This is a genomic window from Nonomuraea sp. NPDC002799 (assembly GCF_053592075.1).
The window spans coordinates 269483-295424 of sequence record NZ_JBSFVA010000005.1 but is presented as its reverse complement, the minus strand read 5'-3'; the positions used below and the strand labels follow the sequence as shown (position 1 = coordinate 295424).

22 protein-coding genes are annotated in these 25942 nt (G+C 72.2%); 12 read left to right on the top strand and 10 right to left on the bottom strand.

Going from position 1 to position 25942, the window contains the following annotated elements:
* Window positions 1-837 (bottom strand): helix-turn-helix domain-containing protein, encoded by an 837-nt coding sequence (locus ACWD0F_RS12805; RefSeq protein ID WP_449874781.1) that lies wholly within the window; start codon window positions 835-837, stop codon window positions 1-3.
* A gap of 136 nt (window positions 838-973) precedes the next feature.
* Here ACWD0F_RS12805 and ACWD0F_RS12800 point away from each other — a divergent pair, with 136 nt between their 5' ends.
* From ACWD0F_RS12800 to ACWD0F_RS12790, 3 genes are all read left to right on the top strand, one after another.
* The gene (locus tag ACWD0F_RS12800; protein WP_449874780.1) at window positions 974-1702 is read left to right on the top strand and encodes a hypothetical protein; all 729 of its coding nucleotides are present in this window, start codon (window positions 974-976) and stop codon (window positions 1700-1702) included.
* Complete coding sequence (locus ACWD0F_RS12795) at window positions 1699-2382, top strand: HAD family hydrolase (protein WP_449874778.1); 684 nt, start codon at window positions 1699-1701, stop codon at window positions 2380-2382. The genes ACWD0F_RS12800 and ACWD0F_RS12795 overlap by 4 nt, the downstream gene beginning before the upstream one ends.
* Window positions 2383-2506: 124 nt before the next feature.
* Window positions 2507-3247 carry a GntR family transcriptional regulator gene (locus ACWD0F_RS12790; RefSeq protein ID WP_449874776.1) on the top strand — a complete coding sequence of 247 codons (741 nt, stop codon included), beginning with the start codon at window positions 2507-2509 and terminating at the stop codon, window positions 3245-3247.
* Here the strand turns inward: ACWD0F_RS12790 and ACWD0F_RS12785 are convergent.
* The 3 genes from ACWD0F_RS12785 to ACWD0F_RS12775 all read right to left on the bottom strand — a co-directional run bounded on the left by ACWD0F_RS12785 (window position 3191) and on the right by ACWD0F_RS12775 (window position 5251).
* Window positions 3191-3838 carry a DedA family protein gene (locus ACWD0F_RS12785; RefSeq protein ID WP_449874774.1) on the bottom strand — a complete coding sequence of 216 codons (648 nt, stop codon included), beginning with the start codon at window positions 3836-3838 and terminating at the stop codon, window positions 3191-3193. The two genes, ACWD0F_RS12790 and ACWD0F_RS12785, sit on opposite strands and share 57 nt — an antisense overlap.
* Window positions 3839-3989: 151 nt before the next feature.
* Window positions 3990-4514, bottom strand: coding sequence for a hypothetical protein (locus tag ACWD0F_RS12780; protein ID WP_449874772.1), 525 nt, complete (start codon window positions 4512-4514; stop codon window positions 3990-3992).
* Between the two features lie 74 nt (window positions 4515-4588).
* Window positions 4589-5251: a hypothetical protein gene (locus ACWD0F_RS12775; RefSeq protein WP_449874770.1), complete on the bottom strand. Its 663-nt coding sequence runs from the start codon at window positions 5249-5251 to the stop codon at window positions 4589-4591.
* 572 nt (window positions 5252-5823) lie between these two features.
* On the opposite strand from ACWD0F_RS12775, the gene ACWD0F_RS12770 reads away from it, so the two are divergent.
* From ACWD0F_RS12770 to ACWD0F_RS12760, 3 genes are read left to right on the top strand one after another with little or no spacing between them, the layout of a single operon-like run.
* Complete coding sequence (locus tag ACWD0F_RS12770; RefSeq protein WP_449874769.1) at window positions 5824-5976, top strand: hypothetical protein; 153 nt, start codon at window positions 5824-5826, stop codon at window positions 5974-5976.
* Window positions 5973-7247, top strand: a complete 1275-nt coding sequence (locus ACWD0F_RS12765; protein WP_449874768.1) for an alpha/beta fold hydrolase — start codon at window positions 5973-5975, stop codon at window positions 7245-7247. The genes ACWD0F_RS12770 and ACWD0F_RS12765 overlap by 4 nt, the downstream gene beginning before the upstream one ends.
* Window positions 7240-8568 carry an aminopeptidase P N-terminal domain-containing protein gene (locus ACWD0F_RS12760; protein WP_449874767.1) on the top strand — a complete coding sequence of 443 codons (1329 nt, stop codon included), beginning with the start codon at window positions 7240-7242 and terminating at the stop codon, window positions 8566-8568. The genes ACWD0F_RS12765 and ACWD0F_RS12760 overlap by 8 nt, the downstream gene beginning before the upstream one ends.
* A gap of 85 nt (window positions 8569-8653) precedes the next feature.
* Here ACWD0F_RS12760 and ACWD0F_RS12755 read toward each other — a convergent pair whose 3' ends face one another.
* Both ACWD0F_RS12755 and ACWD0F_RS12750 read right to left on the bottom strand, forming a co-directional pair.
* The gene (locus ACWD0F_RS12755; RefSeq protein ID WP_449874766.1) at window positions 8654-9493 is read right to left on the bottom strand and encodes an ACT domain-containing protein; all 840 of its coding nucleotides are present in this window, start codon (window positions 9491-9493) and stop codon (window positions 8654-8656) included.
* Window positions 9494-9635: 142 nt separating this feature from the next.
* The gene (locus ACWD0F_RS12750; RefSeq protein ID WP_449874765.1) at window positions 9636-11354 is read right to left on the bottom strand and encodes a hypothetical protein; all 1719 of its coding nucleotides are present in this window, start codon (window positions 11352-11354) and stop codon (window positions 9636-9638) included.
* Window positions 11355-11616: 262 nt separating this feature from the next.
* Here ACWD0F_RS12750 and ACWD0F_RS12745 point away from each other — a divergent pair, with 262 nt between their 5' ends.
* From ACWD0F_RS12745 to ACWD0F_RS12730, 4 genes are read left to right on the top strand one after another with little or no spacing between them, the layout of a single operon-like run.
* Window positions 11617-12696: a hypothetical protein gene (locus tag ACWD0F_RS12745; RefSeq protein ID WP_449874763.1), complete on the top strand. Its 1080-nt coding sequence runs from the start codon at window positions 11617-11619 to the stop codon at window positions 12694-12696.
* A gap of 16 nt (window positions 12697-12712) precedes the next feature.
* A complete protein-coding gene (locus tag ACWD0F_RS12740; RefSeq protein WP_449874761.1) occupies window positions 12713-13855 on the top strand; it encodes a toxic anion resistance protein in 1143 nt (380 codons plus the stop codon).
* Window positions 13852-15396 carry a substrate-binding domain-containing protein gene (locus ACWD0F_RS12735; RefSeq protein ID WP_449874759.1) on the top strand — a complete coding sequence of 515 codons (1545 nt, stop codon included), beginning with the start codon at window positions 13852-13854 and terminating at the stop codon, window positions 15394-15396. Before ACWD0F_RS12740 ends, ACWD0F_RS12735 begins: the two co-directional genes overlap by 4 nt.
* Window positions 15383-16000, top strand: a complete 618-nt coding sequence (locus ACWD0F_RS12730; RefSeq protein ID WP_449874757.1) for a hypothetical protein — start codon at window positions 15383-15385, stop codon at window positions 15998-16000. The genes ACWD0F_RS12735 and ACWD0F_RS12730 overlap by 14 nt, the downstream gene beginning before the upstream one ends.
* Window positions 16001-16066: 66 nt before the next feature.
* Here the strand turns inward: ACWD0F_RS12730 and ACWD0F_RS12725 are convergent, their stop codons facing one another.
* Both ACWD0F_RS12725 and ACWD0F_RS12720 read right to left on the bottom strand, forming a co-directional pair.
* Window positions 16067-18136, bottom strand: coding sequence for an alpha-galactosidase (locus ACWD0F_RS12725; RefSeq protein WP_449874755.1), 2070 nt, complete (start codon window positions 18134-18136; stop codon window positions 16067-16069).
* Window positions 18137-18280: 144 nt separating this feature from the next.
* Window positions 18281-19726 carry an RICIN domain-containing protein gene (locus ACWD0F_RS12720; protein WP_449874753.1) on the bottom strand — a complete coding sequence of 482 codons (1446 nt, stop codon included), beginning with the start codon at window positions 19724-19726 and terminating at the stop codon, window positions 18281-18283.
* Window positions 19727-20035: 309 nt separating this feature from the next.
* Between ACWD0F_RS12720 and ACWD0F_RS12715 the strand changes: the two genes are divergently transcribed.
* Window positions 20036-20926, top strand: a complete 891-nt coding sequence (locus ACWD0F_RS12715; RefSeq protein ID WP_449874751.1) for a siderophore-interacting protein — start codon at window positions 20036-20038, stop codon at window positions 20924-20926.
* Window positions 20927-21070: 144 nt separating this feature from the next.
* On the opposite strand, the gene ACWD0F_RS12710 is transcribed toward ACWD0F_RS12715, so the two are convergent.
* On the bottom strand, window positions 21071-24064 hold the full coding sequence (locus ACWD0F_RS12710) for a hypothetical protein (protein WP_449874749.1): 2994 nt from the start codon (window positions 24062-24064) through the stop codon (window positions 21071-21073).
* Between the two features lie 172 nt (window positions 24065-24236).
* On the bottom strand, window positions 24237-25142 hold the full coding sequence (locus tag ACWD0F_RS12705) for a hypothetical protein (protein ID WP_449874747.1): 906 nt from the start codon (window positions 25140-25142) through the stop codon (window positions 24237-24239).
* Between the two features lie 440 nt (window positions 25143-25582).
* Between ACWD0F_RS12705 and ACWD0F_RS12700 the strand changes: the two genes are divergently transcribed.
* On the top strand, window positions 25583-25897 hold the full coding sequence (locus ACWD0F_RS12700; RefSeq protein ID WP_449874745.1) for an STAS domain-containing protein: 315 nt from the start codon (window positions 25583-25585) through the stop codon (window positions 25895-25897).
* Window positions 25898-25942 lie beyond the last annotated feature (45 nt).

Below are 25942 nucleotides of genomic sequence, written 5' to 3'. Positions count from 1 at the left end.
TCAGGCGGTCAGCGTCCCGCGCAGCCCGGCGAGCACGTCGGCGGTGCGGTCGCGGGGAAAGGCCGACAACGACAACCGCGCGAACGCCTGCTGGTGCTCCTCGATCCGCCGCCGGTCCTCGATGACCACCGGGGCGTGCAGCAGGTGCAGCACCAGCACGTCGGCCCGGTCCGGCTCGGGAAAGCGCAGCAGCGTGAACGGCGGCCCCTGGTAGACGTAGCCGGTCTCGGCGCGCGGCCTGGCCAGTTGCACGGCGATGTGCGGCCGCTGGACGGCCTGCATGATCGCGTCGAGCTGGGCCAGGCGGTCCCCGGGGTCGGGCAGCGGCGGGTCGAGCAGCGCGTGCCGGTCGAGCACCGTCCACAGATGCGGCCCGTCGCGCCGGCCGAGCACCGTCTGCCGGCGCCCGGCCAGATCGGCGACGCGGGCGATCCGCTCGTGCGGCGCGCCCGGCGGGAGCGCGGCGTACGCGGCGGACTCGGCGTAGGCCTGGGTCTGCAGCAGCGGCGGCACGTGACGCGGGCAGTAGGTGTAGATCACCTGCGCCCGGTCCTCCAGCGCCAGGAACCCCGACAACCCGATCGGCACCGCGGGCGCGTCGTACCAGCCGGGCACCCGCTCCTCGCGCAGCAGCGACAGCAGCCGCGGCGCGTGCTCGCCCTCGCCGTAGAGCTCCAGCAGGGTGCGCACGGTCGACTCCCGCGGCGCCACGAGACCGTGCTCGATGCGGAAGATCGTGGACGTGTTGAGCCCGGCCGCCCGCGCCGCGACCTTCATCGACATCCGGCATTCGGCGCGCAACGTCGCGAGCCGGGCCGCCACCACGCTCAACTGCATACGCACGTCATGCGCATCGATGACAAAAATCAGCGTTTACACCTGGTCTGTTGCAAGGAAGTGACGGGTGATGCACGATGCCACTCTAGTGGTCTGACACGTAATGCATATGCCGATCGGGAAAGGGGCGGGGACTGTGGCGGACGCGTGGATCCTGCATCCCGACTACCGGACTCCGCCGATCCCCGCAGACCCCGGCCTCGCTCCCGGGCCGTGGCGCCACCCCGACGGCGGCCAGATCATGAACGGCACCTACGAGCGCCGCCGCGCCAAGCGGCAGATCGAGGTCGTCACCATCTGGTTCGGCTACACCCTCAGCCACTGGCGTGGCCCGCGCATGCCCCGCTTCAGCAGCCCGCTGGTGTCGGCCTGGAACCCGGTGCTGGCCCAGGGGCTCACCGTCGATCCGCAGGCCCCCGCACCTTACCGCGACGAGCTGTGGTGCGACCGGTGGATCGCCGAGGCGCTGCTGTACGGGCGCAAGCCGTACGGCGCGTTCACGCTGCCGGCCGAGGAGGCGCTGCGCTGGTTCGCCAAGAGCGGCGGGACCGGGCTGGTCTACCACGCGCGGACGACCGGCGACCTGATCAGGGTGGTGGCGGGCACGGCCGAGCGCTACGGGCAGCTCTTCGACCTGAACGCGCTGATCGCCGACTACCGCGAGGCGCTGCCGCGGGAGCTGGCCGAGCCGGAGGCCGAGGCCCTGGACGAGCACCGGGCCCGCTCCCCCGCGCTGTCCTACGTCCTGAGCGACGACGCCGAGTCGCGCTTCGCGCGGGCGCCGCTGGCCGTACGCGGGCTGACGCTCGGTTACCCACCCCGCGAGACCGCCGCCCGGATCGCCGCCGGTACGCTTGGCCCGTGATCAAGGGCATCCTGTTCGACCTGGACGGCACACTGCTCGACCACCGGGCCGCGTCCGACGCCGCGATCACCGCCTGGCTGTCGGGCCACTCCCCCGGCCATCCGCGCCTGTCCGAGGTGCCCGCGCTCTGGGCCGCCCTTGAGGGCCCCTACCTGGCGATGTGGCAGGCGGGCGAGTGCACGGTGACCGAGCAGCGGCGCCTGCGGCTGAGCGCGCTCTGCCGGGAGCTGGCCGTGCCGGCGCCCGGCGACCTCGACGCGGCCTACGCCGGGTTCGCCGGCCGCTACCGGCAGGGCTGGGCCGCCTACCCGGACGCGGCGGAGGTGGTGGCGGGGCTGGACGGGTTCGTCCTGGGGGTGCTGACCAACGGCGCGCAAATCGTGCAGGAGGCGAAGGTCGAGGCGATCGGCCTGGCCGGCCCGCTGCGCACGGTGCTGACGGGCGAGGTGCTGGGCGGTCACTACAAGCCGTCGCCGGCCTCCTACACCGGGGCCGCGGCGGCGCTCGGGCTGGCGCCGGAGGAGGTGCTGCTGGTGGGCGACGACGTGGACAAGGACGTGACGGGGCCGGCGGTGACCGGGATGCGCTCGGTCTGGCTCGACCGGCTCGGCGTCCAGCCGGCGCCGATCGGCTTCCCCCGCATCACCTCGCTGACCGCCCTCCCCCGGCTCGTCCCCTAGCCCGACCGGGCCGAAGCCGCCTCAGGCCGTAGCCGGACCTGCAGCGCCGTCAGAACCGTCGTGCCCGTTCCCGCGCGCATGACTCGTTTGTCAGGACATTCTGACCTCGGTTAAGCTGATCAGCATGACCGCGAACCTGGCCATCGACCTGGACCGATCCAGCCCCGTGCCGCTCTATTTCCAGGTGGCCGAGCAGATCGCCGAGGCGATCCGGCGCGGTGACCTGGCGCCGGGTTCCCGGCTGGACAACGAGATCCTGCTGGCCGACAAACTGGGGTTGTCGAGACCCACGATCCGCCAGGCCATCCAGTATCTCGTGGACAAGGGCCTGCTGGTCCGCAAGCGCGGCGTGGGCACGCAGGTGGTGCACGGGCAGGTCAAGCGCTCGGTCGAGCTGACGAGCCTCTACGACGACCTGCGCAGGTCAGGTCAGGAGCCGGCCACGCAGGTGCTGGCCCTGGAGCCGCGCCCGGTCGATGAGGACATCGCCGCCATCCTCGGCGTCGAGGCCGGGGCCCAGATCCTCTACCTGGAGCGCCTGCGCTTCGCGGCCGGGGAGCCGCTGGCCGTGCTGCACAACTGGCTCCCGATCGGCCTGGCCCAGCTCACGGCCGCCGACCTGGAGGGCCGCGGCCTGTACGAGCTGCTGCGCGGCGGGGGCGTGCGGATGCGGGTGGCCAACCAGCGCATCGGCGCCCGCGCGGCCACCCAGGCGGAGGCCCGGCTCCTGGACGAGCGCCGGGGAGCCCCGCTGCTCACCATGGTCCGCACCACCTACGACGACCAGGGCCGGGCGGTCGAGCACGGCTCACATGTCTACCGGGCCTCCCACTACTCCCTTGAGGTCACCCTCATCGAGCGCTGAGGCGGCGCGGCGCCTGAGCCAGAGCGTGGTGGCGATCCCGAACAGCACGGCCACCACGAGCGCGACCCACGAGAAGCCCTTCAGCCACTTCTCCGCGACCAGCCCCAAAGAGTAGATCACCGCGGTGGTGCCGCCCGCCCACACGATCCCGCCGAGCACGTTGGCCACGGCGAACTTCCAGTACGGCATGCGCAGCGCCCCCGCCAGCGGCCCGGCCAGAATGCGCAGCAGCGCGATGAAGCGGCCGACGAAGACCGCCCACATCCCGAACCGATGGAAATATTCCTCGGCCTTGCCCACGTGGCGCGGCCCGAAGTGCTTGGGGAAGCGCCGCCCGAGCCGCGCGAACAGGGGCGCGCCGCCCTTGCGGCCGATGGCGTAGCCGGCGGAGTCGCCCGCGATGGCCCCGGCGCTCGCGCACGCGCCCACCCAGAGCGGGTCCACCACACCCTTGGCACTCAGGATGGCGGCACTGACCAGGACGATCTCACCGGGCAGCGGAATGCCGAGGCTCTCCAGGCCGATGACGAGGGCGACCGTCGCGTACAGCCACCCGGCCGGAATCACCTGGAGCCATTCGTCGATGTGCACGCGGCCACGATAGCGCCGCCGCACCACCACCGCGCCCCTCGTGTCCCGCCTGTGCCCGCCCGCGCCACGCCCTGTGCCGCGCCCCTTACCGCCCGTTGTGCGCCCGCAGTGAGCTTGCTGTGCGCTCGCGGCGAGCGTGGTGTGGACGGGGTCAGCGGCCGGCCGCCAGCAGGCGGGCGGCGTCGGCGCGGGAGGCGACCCGGACGAAGGTCAGATGCGCCAACGCGGGGTCGGCGGCCGCCTGCCGGTAGCGCTCGCGATAGGTCGCGTGCTTGGTCCAGGCCCACCAGATGATGGACTCGTCACGGTCGAACAGGAAGCGGAAGGACTCCTTGTTGCCGTTCCAGAGCTCGGTGCGGCCCGCCATCCGGCGCAGCGTCCTGGACAGGAGGCGGCGCATCACCGTGCCTCGCGGCAGGTCGATCCAGACGACGGTGTCGGCGCGGGACCACACCATGTCGCGTACGGCGGAGTAGTTGCCGTCGACCACCCACCCGTCACCGTCCGTGAACCGCTCCACCTCCGACCGGAACTCCGCCACCGGCCGGGGTGTCCACCCCGGCATGTGGAAGATGGAGTCGAGCTCCAGCCAGGGCACGCCCAGCCGCCCGGCCAGCCCGGCGGCCAGCGTCGACTTGCCCGACCCGGAGTTGCCCACCACCGATACGCGTCGCACCGGGCAACTCTACTGAGCCCGCGGCAACGCGACCGCGTCGGCCGGTCGGGTGGCCCGCCGGCCGGTCGGGGCGGTCACACGGGCTTCAGCGTGTTGTCCCAGAAATTGTCCCGGACGACGGAGGCCTTCTTGCAGGCGGTCCAGGCCCCGTACGCGCCGCCCTTGGCGGAGAAGTTGCGGCCGAACCTGTTGGCGATGACGCGGTAGTCGCGGCTGACGTCGCGCGGGCAGTAGAGCGTGTACGCGCCGCCCGCCAGCAGGTTGCCCTCGACCAGGACGTTGGCGTTCCTGCTGGGGTGGCTGATGATGGCCGACGTGCCGCCGGGGACGAAGATCGTGTTGTGCACGATCCTGATGTTGGATCCGCCGGCGAGCTGGATGCCGTCCGCGTGGCCGGTGGCGCCCTCGTACAGGTCGTGGATGTAGGAGTCGAGCACGCTGGTGGTGTCGTCGATGTCGAAGCCGTTCTCGCAGCCGTGCACGTTCAGCCGCCTGGCGGTCATTCCGTAGGATCCGACGCCGGTGGTGTTGTGGTCACGGCAGTCGATCTCGACGTCCTCGATGAGCAGGCCGCCGCCCTTGTAGGTCTCGATGAAGTTGCCGATGGCGTAGTAGCCGGTGCAGGTGACCTTGGAGCGGCGGATGGTCACGTTGGGCGCTTTGACGAGGACGCAGCCGCGGATGTCCTTGCCCTCCACCACGGCGCCGGCCTTGGCGATGGAGAGGTCGCCTTTCACGACGGTCAATTTCGTCCCGGCCGGAACACCGGTATTCGTGGCGTCGGGATAACCGCAGCGACTGGGTTTCAAGGCGCAGTTCGCCGGTCTTCCCGTGATATCCGGCCCCGTGATATTCGGCGGAGCCTCCGCCTGAGCGGTTAGGGTGGTGCCGAGCTGCGTCGCGGAAATGATCAGCAGCAACGCGAGGATCGGGCGCGCAGTGAGCGGCATGGTGCGACTCCTGGGGGATGAGCAGTGGGGACTCGCACACCATAGAACGCAAGCGCCGCAATAGACCCGCAATTCCCACATTTAATCCATACCGGATAGAACGGCGTTATCCGCGGCCAGTGCTCAATGGCACTGCGACGCCCGGCCGCTGACAGCTGAGCGGAAAGAGCCGAAAGAGCGGAAATTTCCAGGAATCGCGGGGGCCGGCGATTCAGGGCGGGTCACGTTCCACGTGTGTCCGTGAGGCTTGGCAACACCGCTTCCGGACGCCTAGGGTTCAGTGCAATGCCACACCTTATTGAAGTTTCACGGCGCCCAAGCAGGTCAAGCCGCTGTCCGAACGACCGCGCCGGGCACGGGTGATCTGCGACGAGGCGGCGGGCCGGGTCATCGAGCCGGGCGAGACCGCCCGGGTCTTCGGCGATCCGCAGGACGAGCACACGCGGACGCTGCCGGCGGCCATCCCGCGCATCAACCCGGAGTGGGACCGCCGCAGGAGGGAGCTTCGATGATCACCGCTGATTACAGCATTCCCGGGATGCGGGTGCGCGACCATCTGGTGGAGGTGCCGCTCGACTGGTCGGACCCGGAGGACACGATCACGGTCTTCGCCCGTGAGCTGGTCGATCCCGTACGCGACCACGAGGACCTGCCGTGCCTGCTCTACCTGCAGGGCGGCCCGGGAGGCAAGGGCCCGCGGCCGGTCGGGACGTCGGGCTGGCTGGGGCAGGCGCTGGGGACGTACCGGGTGATCCTGCTCGACCAGCGCGGCACCGGCCGCAGCTCGCGGATCGACGGCCGCCTGATGAGCGGGCTCGGCGCGCGGGAGGGCGCCGAGCACCTGGCGCGCTTCCGCGCCGACTCCATCGTGGCCGACGCCGAGCACCTGCGCACCACCGTCTTCGGCGGCCGGCGCTGGTCGACGCTGGGGCAGAGCTACGGCGGCTTCCTGACGCTGACGTACCTGTCGCAGGCGCCCGAGGGCCTGAGTGCCTGCTACGTGGCGGGCGGCCTGCCGGCGCTGGAGCCGGACGCCGCGGAGGTCTACCGGCGCACCTATCCCCGGGTCGCGGCCAAGAACGCGGAGTTCTACCGCCGCTACCCGCACCACGCCGGGACCACCGCCCGCCTGGCCGACCGGCTGGCCGCCGGCGACGTGCTGCTGCCCGACGGCGACGTGCTGACCGTGCGGCGCCTGCAGTCGCTCGGCATCGACTTCGGCATGAAGCCCGGCTACGAGCGCATGCACTGGCTACTCGACGAGGCGGCCGGCCTGCCGGAGACGTTCCTGCACCAGGTGCTGGCCCGCTCCTCCTACGCCGACAACCCGCTGTTCGCCGCGCTGCAGGAGAGCATCTACGGCTCCGGGCCCGGCGCGACCGCGTGGGCGGCCGAGCGGGAGCGCGCCCGGCAGCCGGCCTTCGCCGAGGACGCCAGGCCGCTGCTGTTCACCGGCGAGATGATCTATCCCTGGATGTTCGAGGAGATCCGCGCGCTGCGGCCCTTCCGCGCCGCCGTCGAGCTGCTCGCCGGACGCCCGGACTGGCCGCCCCTGTACGACCTGGACCGCCTGGCGGCCAACGAGGTGCCGCTGGCCGCGGCGGTCTACTTCGACGACATGTACGTCGACTCCGGCCTGCAACTGGACACCGCCCAGAGGGTCGGCAACGCTCAGGCCTGGGTCACCAACGAGTACGAGCACGACGGCATCGGCGAGGAGCGCGTGTTCGCCAGGCTGACCGGGCTCGTCCGCGACATCGGAGGAGGAATCACGGGTGAGTGACGGCAGACTTCCCAAGCTGGCCGAGATCCCCGCGTTCAACGACTACATCGCCCAGGGCTGGGACTCCCCCGCCCGCACCCCCGGCGTGGTGCCCGGCGCGGCCGAGGCGGCGGCGGCCCACCGGGCCCGGCTCGCCGCCGCGCTGCCCGGCCGGAGCGTGGTCGTGGCGGCCGGGCGGGCGCCGGTGCGCAGCAACGACACGGACTACGACTTCCGCGTCGACAGCGACTTCTACTGGCTGACCGGCTGCGCGGTGGAGCAGGCGGTGGCCGTGGTCGCCGGCGGGGACGCCACGCTGTACCTGCCGCCGCCCGCGCGTCCCGGCGAGACCGCGTTCTACGCCGACTCCGTCCACGGGGAGTTGTGGGTGGGCCCGTCACCGTCCGTGGCCGAGTGGTCGGCGGCGCTCGGGATCGCGGTCAAGCCGCTGGCCGACTACGACGGCGCACCCGGCGACACCCCGCCGGAGGAAGCCGGGCGGGTGCTGGCCGAGCTCCGCATGATCAAAGACGACTGGGAGACCGGGCAGCTCCGCGAGGCCGTGGACCGCACGGTCGAGGGCTTCGCGGCGGTGCTCGCCGAGGTGCCGGCGGCCATCGCCGGGCCGGGCGAACGCTGGCTGCAGGGCACGTTCGACCGGTACGCCAGGGCGTACGGCAACGGCCCCGGCTACGCCTCCATCGTCGGCAGCGGCGCGCACGCCCCCACCCTGCACTGGGTGCGCTGCGACGGCCCCGTCCTGCCGGAGGAGCTGCTCCTGCTGGACATGGGCGTCGAGACGCGCAGCCACTACACCGCCGACGTCACCCGCACCTTCCCCGCCTCGGGAACCTTCTCCCCGGTCCAGCGGCAGGTGCACGACCTGGTGGAGCGGGCGCACCGGGCCGGTCTCGCCCAGGTGGCGCCGGGCCGCCGGTTCACCGATTTCCACCACGCGGCCATGGAGGTCATCGCGCGCGGGCTGCACGGCTGGGGCCTGCTGCCGGTCTCGGTGGACGAGGCCCTGTCCGAGCGCGGCCAGCACCACCGCCGCTATCTGATCTGCGGCATCGGCCACCACCTGGGCCTGGACGTGCACGACTGCGCCAGGTCCGCGCCGCAGGCCCACCACGGCGCCGAGATGGCGCCCGGCATGGTGCTCACCGTGGAGCCCGGACTGTACTTCCACGCCCATGACCGCACGCTCCCTCCGGAGCTGCGCGGGATCGGCGTGCGCATCGAGGACGACCTGCTGGTCACGGCGGAGGGCGCGGAGATCCTCTCCGCCGCTCTGCCCATCGACGCGAGCGGGATCGAGAACTGGAACAAGGAGAGAGCATGACCGCCCCCGTCTGGGCTGCCGGTCGTGGCCTGCGGCAACCTCATCGACACGAAGGTGGACGTGGCCAAGGGCCACCGGTGCGCCATCAGGCCGCGCTGGTGTAGCGGGCGCGCCGGGCCGCGGCCGTGAGCGCCGCCGCCCTGGCCGCCTCGGTCGGGGTGAACGGCAGCTCGGGGCGCCTGATCAGCAGCGCCCGGTCGGGGTTGACGGAGATCACCATGGTGGTGTTGAGTTCGGCGCCCTCGTCCACGGTGTCGCCGGGCCGCCGCCACTCGACCTGGGAGACCCGCAGCAGCTCGGCCATCGCCTCGGGCAGCCGGTCCGGGTCGTCGCCGACCCGCTGGGCCAGGACCAGCGCCTGGACGCCTGGGTCGATGAGGTCCTTGACCTGCGCGGGCACGACCACCACGCCGTGGCCGCCGGCCTCGGTCAGCGCGGCGGCCAGCACGCCGAGCGCCAGGTGGCGCGGCGCCTCGATGACGAACTCGTCGAGCGCGTCGCATCCGGCCGGCGTGATGGCGCTGCTGCCGGTCGGCGCGATGTGCAGCGCCAGGATGTTGCAGCCGAGGCGGCCGAACGCCCCCGCCACGGTGGCCAGCCGCCCCGGCCGCTCCACCACGCGCATGCGGATGCGCCACAACGTCATCGGCGGCCCCGCGCCCTCCCCCACCGGGAGCGCGGGGGCGCTCCGCACGGGCCGGCGGCCCAGCCGCTTGTGGATCGCCGCCCCGGCGATCAACGCCACCCCCAGCCCGACCAGTACGACGGGACCCGGCTCCTCGTGCCCGAGCAGGGTCGCGAGCAGGTGCGCCAGGCCGACCGCGAGGAACAGGGCGGCGAGCTCCGCGATCTCCCGCCGCCAGGAGTGCGCCGTCCGCGCCCCAGGTCCGGAACGTGGATGTGTCACCTTCGGTGCATCGCTCATGACACCGAGCATGCACCGCGCAGGTAACCGATCACGGGCGCCGGGGTTGCGGCGGCATTAAACCGGCTTCACCTCGTGACCGGAACATGACGGCTCGGCCGTGCTCCGGAAGGGCGTCCGCGTCCAGGGCGGCCGGCGCGGGTCACGGCACGTACACGATCTTCCTGGTGGAGCGGCCCGGGTAGACCACGATCAGGTGCTCCTCGGCGGGCAGGTCGGCGCCGGCGTGCTCGCGATGGCGGGCGTAGACGCGCATGCGGTAGTGGCCGGGGCCGCCGATCGCCAGGCTGGGCAGCTCCTTCAGGGCCCCGCCGTCGTCCCACTCCCCGAGCTCCGGCACGATGAGCCGGCCGCTGACGCTGGCGATGCCCACCTCGGCCACGTCGTCCCAGCCTCGCAGGCGCCGCGGCGGCGCGGTGGTGAACGCCTTGACGGTGACGCAGATCGTCTCGTTCTCTCCGTAGGTCATGACGACGGCGCTGCTGCCGGCGGCGTCGATGAAGCCGTCGTCGATGGCGGCGTGGACGTCGGCGCCCTGGTGAGAGGACTCGTCCCGGTCGTCCAGGACGTAGTATCCGCCGGCTTCGAAGAGCTCGTAGGCGGCGGTGCCCTGCCGCCGGGCTCGCACCTTCGGCCAGGGGTCGGCGCACCGGGCGTTGCGCTCGGCGTTCGCCGCCGCGACCCGCGCCTTCTCCGCCCGGTCCGCCACGGCCAGGTCGCGGGCGGCCAGCGCGATCCGGCGGCCGGCGACGTCAGGGCAGAGGAAGATCAGCATCTTGGTGAGCTCTTCCTCCCACGGGGGGCCGGGCTCGGTGCACAGGGCCTTGCCGTGGGCCAGGATCCGCTGGTCGGGCACGTCGCCGGGGAACATCGGCGAACGGGTGATGCCCTGCCTGGCCAGGCAGAGGAAGGCGGCCCGCCGGTCCTGCGGCGGGGTGGCGTCGTAGGACAAGGATCCGTCGATCCAGGCGTCGCAGCGCTCGTCCCGGCCGCTGAAGGTGGCCCGCGACCCGTCCTCGGCGGCTACCAGGCCGGCCACCAGCACCAGCGCCGTCGTGGCCGCGGCCAGCCGGGGCGGGCGCGCCCGGACGGCGGGCGGCGGTGGCGCGGCCAGCTCGTGGGCGGTGCGCGCGGTCCACACGAGGACCATGACGTTCAGCGCCTCGAGGGCCGCGGCGATGAGCACGTTCCCGCCCCGCAGGCCCATGAGGAACCCGAAGACCAGCGAGTAGCCCAGGCTCAGCCCCAGGACCCACCAGCCGGTCGCGACGGTGGCGCGGCTCCACCGGCCGTCGCGCCGCTGCCCGGCGAGGAGCGGCGCCAGCCACGCCAGGGCGGCCAGGTCCAGGAAGAAGAACGTCCTCGCGTCGAGTTCCAGGCCGGTGGCCTCTCCCAGCAGGAGCAGCGGCGTGGGTGCCACGCTGACCAGGCCGAGCACGAGGATGGCCGCCCGGTGCGCGGCCGAGATCCCGGCGATCACCCGGGCGAGCAGCACGATCTTCGCGATCTCGACGCCCAGCGGCACGACGGCCCCCGTCTGGCCGGGCAGCCGGTCGAGCACGTCCCACAGGACCAGGAGCCCGGCGACGCTCAGGTAGAGCAGCCGCCGCAGCCAGCGAACCTGGCGGCCGAGCCCGGCCGCACGCGGGAGCGCGGGGCCGCGGAGGACCTGCCAGAGCATCCAGGCGTTGAGCGCGCAGACGGCCGCGAACACGGGGAGCGGCGCCCATCCCGTGGTGTCCTCCCACGGCAGGTCGGGCACCAGGAACGTGGCCGGCGCGACGTGATCGCCGGTGACGACGGCGACCGCCGTGGCGGCGACCGCGGCGCTCACGTAGAGCGCGACGACGACGGCGGCCACGCGGCCGAAGCGGTATCGGCGGGCAGACGCCCGGATGCGAGCTAAGATGCGGCGATCTTAGCGCCAGGCCGCGAGAATCCAAGAATCGCCCGATCAGCGGCAAAGCGCCCATTCGATGGGACAATTCCGCACAACGTACTGTCGGCGCCGTTCGTGAACGGCACATGAATTCTGCCGTAAGGTCGCCTTTCCGGCCGCGCAGCGCCCATGAGCGCCATCCCATAATCCCAGACATGGGGGTTATTTCAGGAAACGGGGTGCGATGAAGCGGTGGATCGGCGTCATTCTGGCCGTGGTGCTCGCCGGGGCGGCGGTGGTCGCGGTCCTCCTGGGCGGCCGGGCGGACGAAGGCCCCGAGGTGGCCGTGGTGCGGGGGGTCATCGGCTCGGAGAAGAAGGCGTTCTTCGACGATCCGCGCGTACGGGCGGCCTTCGCCAGACACGGCCTGCGCGTCGAAGCCGACACGGCCGGCTCGCGGCAGATCGTCACGGACGTCGACCTGAGCCGGTACGCCTTCGCCTTCCCCTCCAGCGTCCCGGCGGCGGAGCGGATCAAGCACGATCGCAAGGCCACGACGACGTTCTCGCCGTTCTACTCGCCGATGGCGGTGGCCACGTTCGCGCCGATCGCGGCCCTGCTCACGAGGGCCGGCGTGCTCCACGATTCCGACAAAGGCTACCAAACTCTCGATATTAAGAAATATCTAGAGTTAGTGGCTAAAGGCACCCGTTGGGATCAACTTCCCGATAATTCGGCTTATAGGGCTCGCAAGCGGGTGCTGCTCACCACCACCGACATCCGCACGTCCAACTCCGCCGCCATGTACCTGTCGGCGATCGGCTACGTGGCCAACGGCGACGACGTCATCAGCTCCGACGCCCAGATCGCCGCGATCGCGCCCGTCGTCGCCCCCGCCGTGCTCGACCAGGGCTTCGCCGAGTCCACCAGCGAGGCGTCGTTCGACGACTACCTGGCGCTGGGCGCCGGCAAGACGCCGATGCTGGTCGTCTACGAGGCGCAGTACCTGTCCCACGTCTTCGCCGGCGACGGCGCGATCAAGCCGGACATGCGGCTGGTCTACCCGTCGCCGACCGTGCTCAGCAAGCACACGCTGGTCCCCCTGTCCGATCAGGGCACGAGGGTGGGCGAGCTGCTCACCGGGGATCCCGAGCTGCTGTCCCTGGCCGCCGCGCACGGGTTCCGCACCACGAACCCCCAGGCGTTCGCCGGCCAGGCCGCCAGGGCGAAGGTTCCGGCGGCCGACCTGGTCGACGTCGTCGAGCCGCCCGCGTACGAGCGGCTGGACAAGCTGATCGCCACCATCGACTCCGCCCGGCCATGAACAGGAGAGCTCTCACGTGTCCGATCTGGTGCTGACGCCGCCCCAGCCGGTGCCGCCGGTCCCACCCGAGACGGCGGCGAGCATGTTGCCGATGGCCGCCGAGCGCGCCGCCGAGCTGACCGGGAAAGGGCGGGACTTCGCCGGGGAGCTGAGCGGGCTGGACCCGCGCTCGCCGGAGTTCTCCCGCAAGGTGCACGACGTCGCCTCGATGGGCGACACCGAGATCAGGTCGGCCTCGCAGGTCGCCAACCGCATGCTCAAGCGGCCGGTCGCCGCCCTCTCCGCCGCCAGGGGCGAGGGCGCCGACGCCCAGGCCGCGGTGGCCGGCCGGCTGGTGGCGCTGCGCCGTACCATCGTGGATCTGGACCCGAAGCAGGCGGCGGGCGGGCCGCGCCGGCTGCTGGGGCTGATCCCGTTCGGCGACCGGCTGCGCGACTACTTCGCCCGGTTCCACTCCGCGCAGAAGCACATCGACGACATCATCCGCGCGCTGAAGTCGGGCCAGGACGAGCTGCTGCGCGACAACGCCGCCATCGAGGGCGAGAAGGCCGGCCTGTGGGAGGCGATGACGCGCCTGCAGGAGTACGCGGTCATGGCCCAGGCGATGGACGCCGCCCTGGAAGAGCGGATCATGCTGGCCGACGAGGCGCGGGCCACGGCGCTGCGCTCGGACGCGCTGTTCGCCGTGCGGCAGAAGCACCAGGACCTGCTCACCCAGCTCGCCGTCTCGGCGCAGGGCTATCTGGCGCTCGACCTGGTGCGCAGGAACAACCTGGAGCTGAGCAAGGGGGTGGACCGGGCCACCACCACGACGGTCGCCGCGCTGCGCACGGCGGTCACGGTGGCGCAGGCGCTGGCCGGCCAGAAGCTGGTGCTCGACCAGATCACCGCCCTGAACGCCACGACCGGCGACCTGATCCTGGCCACCAGCGAGATGTTGCGCACGCGGGCGGGCACGATCCAGAACCAGGCGGCAGCGGCGACCGTGGATCTGGACACGCTGCGGCAGGCGTTCGACAACGTCTACGCCACGATGGACCTGATCGACGGCTTCCGCGCCAAGGCCGTCGAGAGCATGGCGACCACCGTGGACAGCCTGTCCGCCGAGCTGCGGCACGCGAAGACGTACCTGGAGCGGGCCCAGGAGAGCGCGTCATGAGACGGGCGCTGATCGCCGCCCTCCTGCTCATCAGCGCCTGCGCCGCCGATCCTGCGGGCACTGCGGACGGCCCCCACGTGCTGCGGGTCCTGGCCGGCAGCGAGATCAAGGACCTCGAACCGCTGCTGAAGCGCGCCGAGCGGGAGGCCGGGGTGCGGGTCGCCGTCACCTACACCGGCACCCTCGACGGCGCCGAGCAGGTGGCGACCGGCCGCAGGGGCGATCTCGTGGACGCCACGTGGTTCTCCTCCAACCGCTATCTGTCGCTGATCGACGGCGCCCAGGCCAGGCTGTCCACCCAGACCAAGATCATGGTCTCGCCGGTCGTCCTCGGGCTGAAGCGCTCGAAGGCGGCCGAGCTCGGCTGGGACCGCGGGCCGGTGTCCTGGACGGACATCGCGGCGGCGGCCAAGGAAGGCCGGTTCAGCTTCGGCATGACGAACCCGGCCTCCTCCAACTCGGGGTTCTCCGCCCTGGTCGGCGTGGCCGCGGCGCTGTCGGACGCGGCCGGCGCGCTCAGCGCCGAGCAGGTCGGCGCGGTGACACCCCGGCTGAAGGAGTTCTTCTCCGCGCAGCGCCTGACGGCGGGCTCGTCCGGCTGGCTGGCCGACGCCTACGCCCGCGACCCCCGGGTGGACGGCATGGTCAACTACGAGTCGGTCCTGCTGGGCCTGCGCGAGCCGCTCACGCTCGTCTATCCGAGCGACGGCGTGATCACCGCCGACTACCCGCTCACGCTGCTCGCCTCCGCCCCGGAGGAGAAGAAGGTCCTGTACGGCAAGCTCGCCGCCTGGTTGCGCACCCCTGCCGTGCAGAAGGAGATCATGACGGTCACCCACCGGCGGCCGATCGTGCCCGGGGTGACCCCCGACGCCAGGTTCGGCTCCGCGCCGCTCATCGAGCTGCCGTTCCCGAACCGGCGCGGCACCGCCGACGAGCTCATCGCCACCTACCTCAACCAGGTGCGGGTCCCGGCGCGGACGACGTTCGTGCTGGACACCTCGGGCTCGATGGCGGGCGACAGGATCGCGGCGCTGCGGCAGGCCCTGGTCGCGCTGACCGGCGCGGACGACTCGGCCTCCGGCGTGTTCTCGCGCTTCAGCAACCGCGAGGCCGTGACGATGATCCCGTTCAGCGGCTCGGCCGGGACACCGGTCCCGTTCACCGTTCCCGAACACGATCCGCGGCCGGTGCTCGCCCAGATCAAGGAGTTCGCCGAGGGGCTGGACGCGAGGGGCGGCACCGCGATCTACGACAGCCTCAAGGCGGCCTACGACCGCCCGGCCGTTCCCGGCCACTACTCCTCGATCGTGCTCATGACCGACGGCGAGAACACCGACGGCGCCGACTACGCCGCCTTCGCGGCCCACTACCGGTCGCTGCCGGAGGAGCGGCGGCGGACGCCGGCGTTCGTGGTGCTGTTCGGGGAGAGCGACGCCGAGGAGATGCGCGAGGTGGCCGAGCTGACCGGCGGCGCCGTGTTCGACGCCCGGACGACCTCGCTGAGCAGCGCGTTCAAGGAGATCCGTGGCTACCAGTGACCGGGTGCTCCGCTACCTGGGCTCGACCAGGAACATCGCCGGCTGCTCGCTGGCGCTGCTCGGCCTGGCGGCGCACTTCCTGGGGCTGGCGGGGGCGTACTGGCCGGTGGTCGTCGCCGCGCTCTACGGGGTGGGCGCGCTGCTCGCCCCGCCCGAGCGGGTGCGGCTGACGATCTCGCACGCCGAGGTGGAGACGCGGGCGCTGCGGGCCGACCTGGACACGCTGCTGCGGCGGATCGAGGGGCGCTTCCCCGGCGACGTGCGGGCCGCCGTGGCCGCGCTGGCCGAGGTCATCAGGGGTGTGCTCGGCCGGGCCGAGCAGCTCACCACCTCCCCCGACCAGCTGCACGTGGTGTCGCAGACGATCCGCCACTACCTGCCGGCCAGCCTGGAGGCGTACGCGAACCTGCCCAGGGGCTACGCGCTCACCCGGCGGGCCGGCCGCGAGCACAGCGCCCACGAGGAGCTGCTCGCGCAGGTGGCGCTGCTCGACGCCCAGTTGCGCAAGGTGGCCGAGGCGATCCACGCGGGCGACGAGCAGGCGCTGCGCGACCAGGGCCGCTTCCTGCGCGACCGCTTCGGCGGCTCCGAACTGGACCTCTGACCCGGCTCCGCTGGACTCGGGCCCGGCTCCGCGCTCGGAGCCGGGCTTTTCTCGGGGTGGGGAGGGTCAGCCGGGTACCCGGTCCAGCTCCACGATGAGCGCGGAGGCCGGGCGCAGGGCCGGCGCGGGCAGCCCGAGCTCACCCAGCACCGCCCCGCGCAGCCGCACCGGCCCGGCCGCCCATTCCGGCAGGAGCGCCCCCTGCGGTGTCGGCCCCGCCACCCGTACCTCGTACAGGGCGGCCGGATCGAGCCCCGGCAGCCGCACCGGCTCGGGCAGCACGGCCACCCTCGACGTGAGCTGCACGACCGCGAACACCGCGCGCTCCGGCAGCACCACGCCATGCACCAGCGCCGACGGGTCGGCGTGGTCGGCGCGGACCACCCGCCCGGCGTGCAGCACCGGCCGCAGCCGCTTGTGCAGCGCGATCCAGGTGGCCAGTTCCTCCAGCTCGGCCGCGCTCGCCGAGGTCAGGTCCCACTCCACGCCCATGTGCCCGAACAGCGCGGTCGCCGCCCTGAACGCCAGCGGCAGCGACCGGCCGGTGATGTGGTCGTGCGGCGCGCCGATGTGGCAGCCCAGCCGCTCCGGCGGGACGAGCAGCCCGGTCCAGCGCTGGATGGACTGCCGGTCGAGGGCGTCGTTGCTGTCGGAGGTCCAGACCCGGTCGGTGCGGGCCAGCACGCCGTAGTCGATGCGCGCGCCGCCCGACGAGCACGACTCGATCTCCAGCCCCGGGTGACGGCGGCGCAGCTCGTCCAGCAGCCGGTAGGCGGCCAGGGTCTGCGCGTGCACGCCCGCCACGCCGTCGTGGACGGGCTCGGCGATGTCGCGGTTGTGGTCCCATTTGAGGTAGTCGAGCGCGTACTCGGTGACCAGGCTGTCGAGGCGTTCGAGCAGGTAGGCGTACACCTCGGGCCTGGCCAGGTCGAGCACCTGCTGGTGGCGCTGGGGCGGCGGCGTGCGCCCGGCCTGCCCGAGGATCCAGTCGGGGTGCGCGCGGGCCAGGTCGGAGTCCGGGTTGACCATCTCCGGCTCGAACCACAACCCGAACTGCATGCCGAGCTCGCGCACGTGGCCGGCCAGCGGGTGCAACCCATCGGGCCAGACGCCCTCGTCGACGTACCAGTCGCCGAGCCCGGCCCGGTCGTCGCGGCGGTGGCGGAACCATCCGTCGTCGAGCACGAACCGCTCGATCCCCGCCGCGGCGGCCTGGCCGGCCAGCCGCAGCAGCCGGTCGAGGCCGTGGTCGAAGTAGGTGGCCTCCCAGTTGTTCAGCGTGACGGGCCGGACCGGCAGCGTGCGGGCCGCGCGCAGGTGGTCGTGCAGCCGGCCGCTCGCCTCGTCCAGCCCGCTCGCCGACCAGGTGAAGTAGACGTACGGGGTCGCGTAGCTCTCCCCCTCGGCCAGGATGATCTCCCCTGCCTCGACCAGCTCGCCCCCGGCCAGCACACCGGGCCCGTCGACCGGCCGCTCGGCGTAGTGCACGTGGTTCCCGCTCCAGCCCGCGTGCACCGCCCACACCTCGCCGGCCCGGAACCCGAACCCCTCGGTCCCGGCCACCAGCAGCCCGGTGCCGTCGTGCCCGGTGCGGCCCCGCCGGTTCTCGCGCGACCACACGCCGTGCCCGAACGCCCTGCGCTGCGGCACCTTCTCCAGCGCCCAGCGGCCGGTGAAGTCCAGCAGCTCCCCGGCCCGCGCGGGCAGCGGCAGCGCGCAGGTCAGCCCCTCCAGCCGGTACGGGGACGCGGCCGCGTTCGTGACCGTGTGCCGCATCCGCACCACCCCGCCCGCATCCATGGCCAGCTCGCTCACCAGCTCCAGCCCGGCCCTGGCGTCGGAGGCCGCGACGGTCACCGTGCCGCCCGCACCGGGGACGGCGTCCGCGTCGAAGCGGCCGGTGGTCCAGCGCACCGGCCAGTGCTCGCCGGCCCTGCTGCCGGACAGGCCCGGCCGGCCGTACCAGCCGTCGCCCTGGGCGGGCAGCAGCGGCGGCGCGCCGGCCGGCGCGAGCGGCAGCTCGGACCCGGCGACGGCGCCCAGGCCCGCGCCGAAGTGGCACACCCGGGGCAGGCCGGGCCCCGAGCCGTCGATCACGAGGGCGGTGCCGGCGGCGGAGAGAATGACGGGCGGCAAAGTCAGGGCTCCTCTCTCGGCGGGCGCCAGGCGCCCTTTTGCACGCGACGCTACCGGAATGCGGGCCTTCACCCTGATCGTGGTGGTGCATGGCGAAGCCCCCCTGGCCTGCGCGCCAGGAGGGCTTCGATCACGGGGGCGGGATCAGACGGAGATCCGTCCGGCGCCGGCGCCCGCGGTCACGATGGACTTGACGCCGGAGGCGGTGTCGAGCGAGTAGGAGTAGGGGATGGAGCCGACGCTGCCACTGGCCTGGCCGCTGCCGGAGTTGACGAAGTGGTTGTTGCGGGCGACCAGGGTGCCCGGACCGGAGTCACCCTCGCCGAGGTGGTACGGGTCGTCGGTGTTCTCGAAGTAGTTGCCCTCGACGAGCACGCCCGCGCCCTCGGTGGAGGCGACGCCGTAGCTGCCGATGCTGCCGTAGAAGTTGTTGTAGACGTGCACCGGGTTGCCGAAGCGCACGCGCGGGTGGCGCTGGTTGCTGCCGTCGAACCAGTTGTGGTGGTACGTGACGCGCAGGTGGCCGCGGTCCTCGCCGCCGTTGCCGTCGTCGTGGCCGAGCAGCATGGACTTGTCGTGGTTGGTGACCTTGTTCCAGGAGATGGTGACGTAGTCGCTGGCCCGCTTGACGTCCACGGCGCCGTCATAGCCGTTGCTGAAGGTGTTGTGGTCGATCCACACCCGGGTCGAGTACTGCACGTTGATGGCGTCGTCGTTCCAGTCGCGGAAGCTCAGGTTGCGGACGATCACGTTGGAGGCCTCGGCGATGTTGAACCCGCAGCCCGCGATGGTCGCGCCCGAGTTGCCGAGCACGGTCTTGTTCGAGGCCACCCGGAGCATGCCCGAGCAGGAGATCGTGCCCGACACCCGGATCACCGAGGCGCTGCTCGACGACAGCGCGCTGGTCAGGGCCGAGGCGCTGGTGACGGTGACCGCCGAGGCGCTGCCGCCGCCGCTGGTGCCGCCGCCCTGCGTGGCCCAGCCGACCAGGCCGGTCGGGTTACCGGTCGGAGGCGGCGTCACGGTCGGCGTCACGGTCGGGGTCGGGCCGGGGGTGCCGCCGCCCGAGGGGACGAGCCGCCACTGCTTGGTCGCCACCGAGTCGCAGGAGTTCTGCTGCACGAGGGCGCCGGAGGAGGTCGCGTTGTCCTTGATGTTGAGGCACTTGCCGCCGTTGGCGTTGACGATCCTGACGGTGCTGCCCGACTCGGGCAGCGTCCAGGTCTGGGACGACGCTCCGGTGCAGGTCTCCTGCTGCACGGCCTTGCCCGCGGAGGTGCTGGCGCCCTGCACGCCCGCGCACTTGCCGCTGTGGGCGGCCTTCAGCGTGTAGCCGCTGCCGCTGGCCGCCACGTTCCAGATCTGGGCGGCGCCGCCGCAGCCCGTCTGGCTGAGCTGGACCGCATCGGAGGAGCTGGATCCCGGTACGGTGAGGCACAGGCCGCTGCCGTTGTTCACCACGGTGTAGGCGCCTGGCGCCGGAGCGGCCGCCGCCGATGAGGCGGCCGCGATGCCGGCCACCGTGGTGCCCGTCAGGGCGATGACGCCCGCGATGACCGCGGCCGTTCTGCCATTGATTCTGTGTCGCACGATTCAAGCTCCTTGCTGGCCCGGCAGGCCCCGTACGGCCTGCGACGTGGTGTCCCCCCAGCGAGCACTCGTTCACATATGTGGTTCTCATACGTGTGAGCGAACACGCCACAACATAGGTAAGCGCTTTCCCGCTGTCAATGAGTTGTGAAACTTTCATCACACCCCTTGTCCGGAGTAGTGCGGACACCTGTTGACCTGGCCATACGCGCCTATTCACGACATTTCATGACTCTGTGCGATCGATCCCGAGTGGCCAACTTCCGGGCAATCGATTAGGTTAGCCTGGCCTAAGAATTGGAGCCGGGGATGACCGAACCCTTCCGCATGTTCGACGTACGAGTGGACAGGCTGCGGCGCCTGAGCCCGTCGTTCCTCCGTGTGACCTTCACCGGAGACGATCTGCGCCACTTCGCCGACAACGGGTTCGACCAACGGCTCAAGCTCTTCCTGCCGGTCCCCGAGCACGGTCTGGCGCATCTGCCGACAGGCTCGGACTGGTACCTCAAATGGCGGCAACTCGATGCAGAAAAGCGCAACCCGATGCGCACGTACACCGCCCGGCTGGTGCGGCCCGAGGCGGCCGAGGTGGACGTGGACGTGGTCATGCATCCGGACGGCGGCCCGGTCGCGCGCTGGGCGGAGGGGGTGCGGCCCGGTGACGTCGCCGTGCTCTTCGGGCCCGACGGGCGGCACGAGGGGCAGCACGGCGGCGTGGAGTTCCGGCCGCCCGCCGAGACCGGGTGCGTGCTGATCGCCGGCGACGAGACCGCGGTGCCCGCGATCTGCTCCGTCCTGGAGCGGTTGCCGGCCGGGCTGGCGGGCGAGGCGTTCATGGAGGTGCCCGGCGAGGACGACGTCCTCGACGTGGTGACGCGGTCCTCCGTCAAGGTCAACTGGCTGGCCAGGAACGGCGCCGAGCGCGGGGCCGGGCTCATCCCCGCCGTCCGGGCCGCCGCGGGGCGGCTGCTGCCACCGCTGCCGGTGCCCGCCAGTTTCGACGACGTGGACGTCGACGCCGAGGAGTTGTGGGAGGTGCCGCCGGAGGGCGCGTACGGGCCGCTCTACGCGTGGCTGGCCGGCGAGGCGTCGGTGATCAAGACGCTGCGGCGGCATCTGGTGGCCGAGCGCGGCATGGACCGGCGCGCGGTGGCGTTCATGGGCTACTGGCGGCAGGGCCGCGCGGAGAACACCGGCTGACGGTCACCAGCCCCGAAGAGCGGAGAACACCGGCTGACGGTCACCAGCCCCGAAGAGCGGAGAACACCGGCTGACGGTCACCAGCCCCGAGCGTGGAGAACAGCCGCCGGACCGTCACGGGCCGACGGATCCGAACGCCGGCCGTCACGGGCTCTGCGTGGGTTCGGGGCGGTTCTCGACCACCGGGGCGGTGGGCAGGGGCGCGACGACGTTGTTGACCAGCGCGGTGGCCAGCGTCGTGCCGACGGCGATGGAGGCGGCGGCCAGCGGCGCGGCCAGGGCGCGCAGCGTGCGGATGTTCCTGACGCGCGCCCACGGCTCGCCGGCCAGCGCCATCAGCCGCCACTCCCACCACAGGCCGAGCCCGATGCTGACGACCGCGATGTTGCCGCCGGCCACGAGCACCCCGACGAGCGCCTGGTCAGGGCTGGGCACCGCGCCACCGGCGAGGTCCGTGCCACTGGCGGCGGCGATCACCAGCGTCTGGACGTACACGGGCAGCTCGATCAGCAGCGCCGCCAGCAGGAACGTCAGGGATTTCGCGATCGGGCCGGTGCCGCGTACGCGCGGGTAGAAGTAGCCGAACACCATGCACAGCGCGGGCAGCGACAACAGCGTCAGGGCCGCGAGCAGCAGCTCGCCGGCGCTCCCCTGGCCGCCGCGCACCGACTCGACGACGCGGATCGTCGAGAACGGCACCGACAGCACCGCCCCGACGCCCAGCGCGGCCAGCGCGTTCTGCCACGGAGTGCGCCCGGCCAGGGTCGCGAGTGCAAGGTCCGAGTCCACGGGCCCAAACCGCTCGTCGCCTTCCTGTTCCAGCGCCCGGCGCCGCTCCTCGAAGTCGCCGCCCGCCGGCTGCCGCAGCAGGTTCGTCAGCGCGAGACGGGCGGACTTGCGCCGGAGCATGTCGCGGACGAGCTGCCGGTGCTCCGTCTCGGAGATCGGCCGCACGAGGTGCCCGCGGGCGGCCGGAAGCAGGAACGACACGCCCGCCCACGCCAGCAGCACCGTGACGCCGAGGAGTCCGGGGTGGGCGATGCCCGGCAGGCGCAGCAGGAGCACGAACAGCACGGCGGTGTGGAAGGGGGTCGCCTCGACGAGCCCTTCGGGGGTCCGGCCGGCACGGCGGGCCCGTACGAGCAGCATGGCCAGCGACAGCAGCGGCAGGCTGAAGAAGAGGAACAACAGTGTCATGTAGGAGAACAGGCCCTCCTCCTGTGGGAACCACTCACCGCTGGACCACGTGACCGCGAAGTCGGGGTAGGCCAGCATGCCGGTGGTCACCATCACGAGCGCCACCCATTGGAGCACCGCGCGCAGCGACCAGCGGCGGTTCGTCTCGGTGGCCCAGCCGGCCGCCACGGCCGAGACCGAGATGGCGATCAGTACGATGCACATCATCGTCGGCGGAAAGAACCCGATCGAGGCGCCCCGCCCCGCGAGCAACACCCCTGATCCGAACACCAGGAAGCCCAGCACCGGCAGCCCGGGGCGGAGCCGGGGCACCACTGCGAGCACCACCGCGAACACCACCGCCAGCGCCCCCACGACGACCGGCCAGCCGAGGTCCTGCCACGAATTCACGAGCCACGTCAACGCCCAGCCGTACAACATCACGCCCGCCAGCGCCGCCGCCACCGCCCCGGCCCTGACCAGCGCCACGCCCGGCGGCACCACAGAAGCCGCCTCAGACGGCACCACTGGCGGCTCTTCCGGCGTCCCCGCAGACGGCCGCTCCGACGACCCGGCGGGCAGCACCGCAGACGGCGCAGAAGACGGCTGCGCAGACGGCACGGCGCGGGCCGCCGAGAGAAGGGCCACGACGGGCACACCGACCAGCAGCAGGGCGGCACCCGCGATCCCCAGGAGCTGCGACGAGCCGACGAGGACCACCATCACGGGTCCGGCCACCAGCAGGGCGACGATCAGCAGGTTGCTGAAGCGGCGCCACCACGCCCGGCCGAGCGCCAGCACGAGGGCACGCAGCAGCACCACCACGGCGGCCACCCAGGCGACGAAGAGGAACGCCGTCCAGAGCCCGTCGAGGAACGTGGGTATCTCGCGGGAGAAGCTCTCCGTCTCCGAGCCTGCCTCCGAGTTCGCCTCGGGGTCGCTGTCGTCGAGGTAGGCGCCGATGTACGCGTCGTCGGTCAGGTAGCCGGAGACGTCGGCGGTGTGGCCGTCCTCGGTGAAGGCGAGCCGCATCAGGCCGGCGTTCAGACGCAGGTAGTGCGAGTCCTGCTCCAGGGGCGCGGGTCCCCACACCCCCGCCAACGTCCAACCGGTCGCGGAGACGACGACGTCGTGGGCGGTCAGGGGCGGCACCCCCTCGCCCTGCCAAGGGGTGTAGGAGACGCCGACGTACCGCTGCCCGCCGCTGCGACTCAAGGCGCTGACGTAGCCGGTGCCTCTGTAGGTGATGACGGCCTGGCGGGAGCCGCGCTCCACCTTGACGACCGGCGTGTCGAAGGCGAGAGAGACCGAGCTGTCGGTGCCGTCCGCGACGACGACGCCCATCCGGTGCTCGGTGAACGTGGCGGGCGATGATCCGGCGCCACCGGCGCGCAGGCCGGCCACGTCCGGGTCATCGGCGGGCACCTGGACTTGGTGCGTCACCTTGAGTTCCAGGATCGGGGCGACCAGATAGACGTCGCGCTCGCCCCGGATCTCGGGGTGGTTCAGCCAGGAGCCTGGCTCGGCCGGGGAGAGCGTGATCCAGGTGGTGGCGACGCGCGGTGGTCCGGACGGCCGGGAAGCGCCCTTGGTGACCTGGATCACGGCGCGGCCGAACGGCCCCTGGTCACCGCACTTGACGATCACGTCATAGGCGCCGGGGGTGAGGCCGGCGTCCACCTCGAAGTCGCCCTGCAGATCTGCGGCCACACGCCGATCCATGGACACCGCCCCGTCGAACGCGCCGGAGACGGCGACGGCGCTGGTCTCCGCACAGGGGGCGGTCACCCGCACCTGCTCCGTCCCGGCCGGAAATCTCGGCGGATCGACGACGACACGCAGGGGGTCGGGCTCCGGGTTCTCGGAGGGCTCGGCGACCGGCGTGCCCTCCGTCGCCGGGGGCGGCACGACATGCGCGACCGCCCACAACCCGCCCCCCAGCGCCACCAGCGCGGCCACCACGACGAGCCATCCGCGGCCCGGCCATCCGCGGCCCGGCCATCCGCGGCCCGGCCATCCGCGGCCCGGCCATCTGCGGCTGAGCCCGTCCGGCGACACCCCCACCTCAGCATGATCCAACCCGGACCTCGCAATCAGTCGCCGAGATGCACAATCGTGACGTCGACCGGGCAGATCACCGCAACTCCGACGAGCTCGCGGCGGTGAGCACGGTCTGCCGCTCCTCCCCGGTCGGCGGCCGCACCCAGGTCAGGCCGGGTCCGCCGGCGGTGACCAGATGCGCCGTGGCCTCGCGCAGCAACTCCGCCGCCGCCGCGTCGGGCCGCTCCGCGCGTGCCTCCCGGTAGCGGTCGAGCACCCGGGCCAGATCCAGCATCAACGTGTTGGCGTCCGGACTTCCGCCCTCGTCCCGCGACGTGCCGCCCGGCCGCTCCTCGACCAGCGTGCCGGCCGCGCCGTGCACGAGCTTCCCGTTGACCTGCGGCGACGCCTCCTCCACCGGGGCCGGCTCGGTCGAGGCGGGCTCGGTCGGGGCCGGCTCGGTCGAGGCGGGCTCGGTCGGGGCCGGCTCGGTCGGGATCACGGTGACCCGCAACGAACCGGCGCCGTCGTCGGCGGTCGCGTGGTCGTCGCCGCCGGCGCACACGATCCCGCGCACGGCCTCGGCGAACCGCGTACGGTCCATGCCGTCCACCTCACCGGCCAGCCAGTCGCGGCGCAGATGCAGCACTCCGGGCCGCTCCGCGTCCGCGCACCACGCCATCAGCCCCGCCACCGTGCCCTGCGGATCATGCATCGCGGCGTCCCCTCTGGCCGCGAACCCGTCGGCGAGCAGCTGCAGCGAGATCAGCAGCGGCGGCTCGTCCACCGTGAGCACCCCCTGCTCCCCGGCGACGCTCAGCGGATGGCCCGCGTCACGATAGGCCCGCAGGCCCTCCATGAACGCGGCCTCCGCCTCGGACGAAAGCCGGAGCCCCCAGCCGCCCGTCCCCGCGGTGTCGAACGTCGTCTCCCCGATGCCGCCGGCGGAATCGCGGCGGAACCACCAGACCGCCGCACCGAGAACGGCGGCGGTCAGCACTAAAACTGCTATCCACACGATGCGTTTACTTTCCCCTCGTATGTTCCCGAGGTAGCAGCGTAGTGCGATCTAGCCTCATAAAGCCGCACATTTCCGCAAAAGTCGGGCGTCGTCGCCACACCGGGTGATCTGGCCGGTCAGGTCGGCGACCCGCGCTCGCCACGTTCACGGGAACCGCGCCGCCTCCCGCGATCGCCCGCGCACACGGGCCGCACGATGCGCGCGGGGTGAGATTTCCTCCACCGGAAGACCGGAATTGTTTTCCTGAGGAATTCTCTCATCCTCCGATTAGCCGCCCGCTTCTCAACCGGGACGATCGGACATGTACACTCCATTCCGATATCGAACAGTAGCGCTTAGTAACGCACATGCCTACGGCAAAGGGCGGGTCCGCGCATCGGACAGGACGTTCCCGGCCCTGACGGAGCGCGGAGCCGCACATGCACCCACTGCACCTGACCACCAGCCGCCATAACGGCACCCTGACCCTCAGCGTGGCCGGAGAGCTCGACATCGCCACCACCGAGCTGCTCCGCGGCCACCTGCTGGAGCTGCTGCGGGAGGCCGGCCGCCGGCCGGCCACGCTGGTCATCGAGCTGAGCCGCCTGTCCTTCATCGACGCGGCCGGACTCGGCGTCCTCGTCTCCATCCGCAACCAGGCCGAAGGCCAGCGCACCCCGCTGCGGATCGCGAACATTCCGCCCGTCATGCGGCGGCTCCTGCGCATCACGGGACTGGACGGCCACCTCACCTGATCGGCGGCTGCCGCGCCGCACGGGCTGGACGACCACTCACCCGAT

What these genes read in the sequence shown, in the direction of transcription:
- ACWD0F_RS12805 (WP_449874781.1), bottom strand. Translation starts at nt 837, where the DNA reads ATGCAGTTGAGCGTGGTGGCGGCCCGGCTCGCGACGTTGCGCGCCGAA.
- ACWD0F_RS12790 (WP_449874776.1), top strand. Translation starts at nt 2,507, where the DNA reads ATGACCGCGAACCTGGCCATCGACCTGGACCGATCCAGCCCCGTGCCG.
- ACWD0F_RS12765 (WP_449874768.1), top strand. Translation starts at nt 5,973, where the DNA reads ATGATCACCGCTGATTACAGCATTCCCGGGATGCGGGTGCGCGACCAT.
- ACWD0F_RS12755 (WP_449874766.1), bottom strand. Translation starts at nt 9,493, where the DNA reads ATGAGCGATGCACCGAAGGTGACACATCCACGTTCCGGACCTGGGGCG.
- ACWD0F_RS12745 (WP_449874763.1), top strand. Translation starts at nt 11,617, where the DNA reads ATGAAGCGGTGGATCGGCGTCATTCTGGCCGTGGTGCTCGCCGGGGCG.
- ACWD0F_RS12735 (WP_449874759.1), top strand. Translation starts at nt 13,852, where the DNA reads ATGAGACGGGCGCTGATCGCCGCCCTCCTGCTCATCAGCGCCTGCGCC.
- ACWD0F_RS12715 (WP_449874751.1), top strand. Translation starts at nt 20,036, where the DNA reads ATGACCGAACCCTTCCGCATGTTCGACGTACGAGTGGACAGGCTGCGG.
- ACWD0F_RS12700 (WP_449874745.1), top strand. Translation starts at nt 25,583, where the DNA reads ATGCACCCACTGCACCTGACCACCAGCCGCCATAACGGCACCCTGACC.